Origin of the sequence: Methylobacterium segetis (assembly GCF_004348265.1) — a bacterium.
Taxonomy (GTDB): domain Bacteria; phylum Pseudomonadota; class Alphaproteobacteria; order Rhizobiales; family Beijerinckiaceae; genus Methylobacterium; species Methylobacterium segetis.
In genome coordinates, this window is the sequence record NZ_SMNT01000239.1 from 1 (window position 1) to 2,937 (window position 2,937).

The following is a 2,937-nucleotide window of genomic DNA, read 5'->3' on the forward strand; positions in this document are numbered from 1 at the left end:
TCCTCGCCACGGGCGGCGTGTATATCGGCGGCGGCATCGCACCGCGCATCGTGCGGGTGCTGCAGGCGGGCGGGTTCCGGGAGGCGTTCGAGCGCAAGGCGCCGTTCGCGCAGATGATGGCCGAGATCCCGACGAGCGTGATCACGGTCCACGACCCGGCCCTGACCGGGCTCGCCGCGCTCGCGAGCGAGGGGGCGGCCTTCGTGTATCACGGGCAGGTCTGGCGGGCGGAGTAGACGGCTCAAGCCAGGCCGAGGTGGAGGGCGAGAGCGCGGTTCACGGCGACCATGACATGATCGTCGGCCCGCCCGATCCTTCCGCCGACGCGCTGCTGCGAGATCGTCGTGATCTTGTCGATGACCACTTGCGAGGTTTGCCGCAAGCCGTTCGACGGCGACGGTTCCATCGTCAGGCGAAGCAAGCCTGCGTCCGGGCGCAGCGTCGTCGCCAGCGGACAGATCGTTGCCGAGGGCAGCGCCGAGAAGAGGTCGGATTGGACGACGACGGCCGGGCGCGGCTTGCCGTACTCACCCGGGATCACGACGGTGATCAGGTCTCCCCGCCGGATCACGCCTCCGGCCACTGATAAGTGTCCTCGATGAAGCGGAGGGCTTCATCCCCGGCGGGGTCGGCGGCCGCGATGGCCTCGGCCTGGGCACGGCACGTCGCCGCGAAACCGGGTGCGCGGGTATCCGGCACCCAGATCTGGAGAGGCCGCAGACCAGCGGCGCGCATCCGCTCCCGGTAGGTGAGCATGCGCGAGGCTGCGGATCGTGGCTTCTCGTCACGCTGAGGCATGCCGACTCCTTCCGTAACATGTTACAGGAAGATGGCCCTCCAGTCCCCTCACGCCGCCGCGAGCGGCTTCGAGACGCTCTCCAGCGACTTGCCCTCGGCGGCGGTGGCGTAGATCCCGCCGACGACCGCCGCCACCGCCATCAGGGCGGCGCCGATCAGGTAGCCGACGAGGATCATCTCCCGCGAGCCCGTCTCGACCAGCGTGCCGAACAGGAGCGGGCCGGAGACGCCGCCGATGCCCGTGCCGATGGCGTAGAAGGCCGCGATGGCGAGCGCCCGGATCTCGAGGGGGAAGGTCTCGGCCACCGTCAGGTAGGCTGACGAGGCGGCGGCGGATGCGAAGAAGAACACCACCATCCAGACCGCCGTCTGCCCGACCGGCCCGAACACGCCGATCTGGAACAGGTAGCCGGCGCCCGCGAGCAGCAGGGCCGAGATACCGTAGGTGAAGGCGATCATCGGGCGGCGCCCCACCGTGTCGAACAGGCGCCCGAGCACGAGCGGCCCGAGGAAGGAGCCGAGCGCGAAGGGCAGGAGATACCAGCCGACATGGTCGCCCGGCACGCCGTAGAACCGCTCCAGCACCAGCGCGTAGGTGAAGAACAGGGCGTTGTAGAAGAAGGCCTGCGCGATCATGAGCGCGAGGCCCACGAAGGTCTGGCGCCGGCTCGTGTGGAACATCGCCCCGAACACCTCGGAGAGGGGCGTGTGGCTGCGCGTCCTGAGCCTGAGGCGCTTGCTCTCGTCGATCGGCGGCAGGGTGACGCCCTCGTCCGTGAAGCGCTTCTCGATGCCCGAGACGACGCGGTCGGCCTCGGCCGCGTAGCCGTGCGTCACGAGCCAGCGCGGGCTCTCGGGGATCCAGGTGCGCAGGAGCAGGATGACGAGGCCGATGCCGCCGCCGACGAAGAAGGCGATGCGCCAGCCCCATGCCGGGTCGATCAGCCCCGGGCGCAGGGCCACGATCGACAGGAAGGAACCGAGCGCCGCCCCGATCCAGAACGAGCCGTTGATGACGAGGTCGGTCCAGCCGCGGACGCGGGCGGGGACGAGTTCCTGGATCGTCGAGTTGATCGCCGTGTACTCGCCGCCGATGCCCGCCCCCGTGAGGAAGCGGAACAGGCAGAAGCTCCAGATATTCCAGGACAGTCCCGTCGCGGCGGTGGCGGCGAGGTAGAGGGCCAGCGTGATGAAGAACAGCTTCTTGCGCCCGATCCGGTCGGTGAGCCAGCCGAAGCCGACGGCGCCCGTCACGGCACCGACGAGGTAGGAGCTCGCGGCGAGCCCCACGTCGAACTCGGAGAAGGACATGGGCGGCTGGCGGAGCGCCCCGACGAGGGAGCCGGCCAGCGTCACCTCCAGGCCGTCGAGCACCCAGGTGATGCCGAGCGCCACGATGACGAGGACGTGGAAGCGGCCCCAGGGCAGCCGGTCGAGGCGCGCCGAGATGTCGGTGTCGATCACCGTGCCCATCGGCACGCGCTCGGGCGCCAGCGCGCCGGACTTGCCTTCCGCTCGGCTCGACATCGACCGTTTACCCTCCCTCAGGAACTCTGTTGGCGAGCCTGTGCGAATCGCCTTCGCACGCCGGAGGCTTCACCGGTCCGCGGGTCATCTAGGGCGCTCGAACGGCTGCGCCCCCATGAACGCTCGCAAGACATCCGCCCTGCATCCCTGCTTCCGGCTCGCCCTGCTGACGACGACAACGCTCGTCGGCCTCGCCGCGGTGCCGACCCACGGCGCCGACGCGACGCTCGCGCGGCAGCGCGCGCCCGTGGCGCTGTCGGGCGCCGAGATCTGGGCCCTGCGCCCGACCGAGGTGAGCCTCGCCGTGGTGCCGGCGCCCCGCGCCGCCCGCGACCGCCCCGCGACGCACATCCCCGAGGAGAGGCGCCGCGTCCGCATGGTCTATCCCGCCCTCGTCGAGGCGCGCTGACGGCGCTCAGCCCGCCTGCCGCGGATCGAGGGCGTCGGCGAGGCCGTCGCCGAGGAGGTTCAGCGCGACGAGGGTCGCGACGAGGAAGCTCGCCGGGCCGGCGAGCATCCAGGGCGCCGACTCGATCGCGCGCGCGCCCTCCGCCACCAGCACGCCCCAGCTCGTGCCCGGCTCCTGCACGCCGAGGCCGAGGAAGGAGAGGA

General features: G+C 71.0%; 5 protein-coding genes and 1 pseudogene. 2 read left to right on the plus strand and 4 right to left on the minus strand.

The window, feature by feature from the left end:
* Window positions 1–236, plus strand: a 236-nt coding sequence (locus E1J50_RS26355; protein ID WP_207919313.1) for a glucokinase, incomplete at its 5' end; no start/stop codon positions are given.
* Window positions 237–241: 5 nt separating this feature from the next.
* On the opposite strand, the gene E1J50_RS26360 is transcribed toward E1J50_RS26355, so the two are convergent.
* The 3 genes from E1J50_RS26360 to E1J50_RS26370 are packed head-to-tail and all read right to left on the minus strand — an operon-like array spanning window position 242 to window position 2,325.
* Window positions 242–583, minus strand: coding sequence for a type II toxin-antitoxin system PemK/MazF family toxin (locus E1J50_RS26360; RefSeq protein WP_245516756.1), 342 nt, complete (start codon window positions 581–583; stop codon window positions 242–244).
* The gene (locus E1J50_RS26365) at window positions 568–798 is read right to left on the minus strand and encodes an antitoxin MazE family protein (protein ID WP_245516757.1); all 231 of its coding nucleotides are present in this window, start codon (window positions 796–798) and stop codon (window positions 568–570) included. The genes E1J50_RS26360 and E1J50_RS26365 overlap by 16 nt, the downstream gene beginning before the upstream one ends.
* Before the next feature lie 48 nt (window positions 799–846).
* Window positions 847–2,325 (minus strand): MFS transporter, encoded by a 1,479-nt coding sequence (locus E1J50_RS26370; protein WP_132257216.1) that lies wholly within the window; start codon window positions 2,323–2,325, stop codon window positions 847–849.
* Between the two features lie 115 nt (window positions 2,326–2,440).
* Between E1J50_RS26370 and E1J50_RS26375 the strand changes: the two genes are divergently transcribed.
* Entirely contained in the window at window positions 2,441–2,734 is a 294-nt protein-coding gene (locus E1J50_RS26375) for a hypothetical protein (protein WP_245516662.1), read from the plus strand.
* Window positions 2,735–2,740: 6 nt separating this feature from the next.
* Here the strand turns inward: E1J50_RS26375 and E1J50_RS26380 are convergent.
* Window positions 2,741–2,937 (minus strand): annotated as a pseudogene (locus E1J50_RS26380) (ABC transporter permease); the annotation flags it as partial.

Excerpts from the sequence above, each read along its gene's own strand:
- E1J50_RS26365 (WP_245516757.1), bottom strand. The coding sequence starts at position 798 with ATGCCTCAGCGTGACGAGAAGCCACGATCCGCAGCCTCGCGCATGCTC.
- E1J50_RS26370 (WP_132257216.1), bottom strand. The coding sequence starts at position 2,325 with ATGTCGAGCCGAGCGGAAGGCAAGTCCGGCGCGCTGGCGCCCGAGCGC.
- E1J50_RS26375 (WP_245516662.1), top strand. The coding sequence starts at position 2,441 with ATGAACGCTCGCAAGACATCCGCCCTGCATCCCTGCTTCCGGCTCGCC.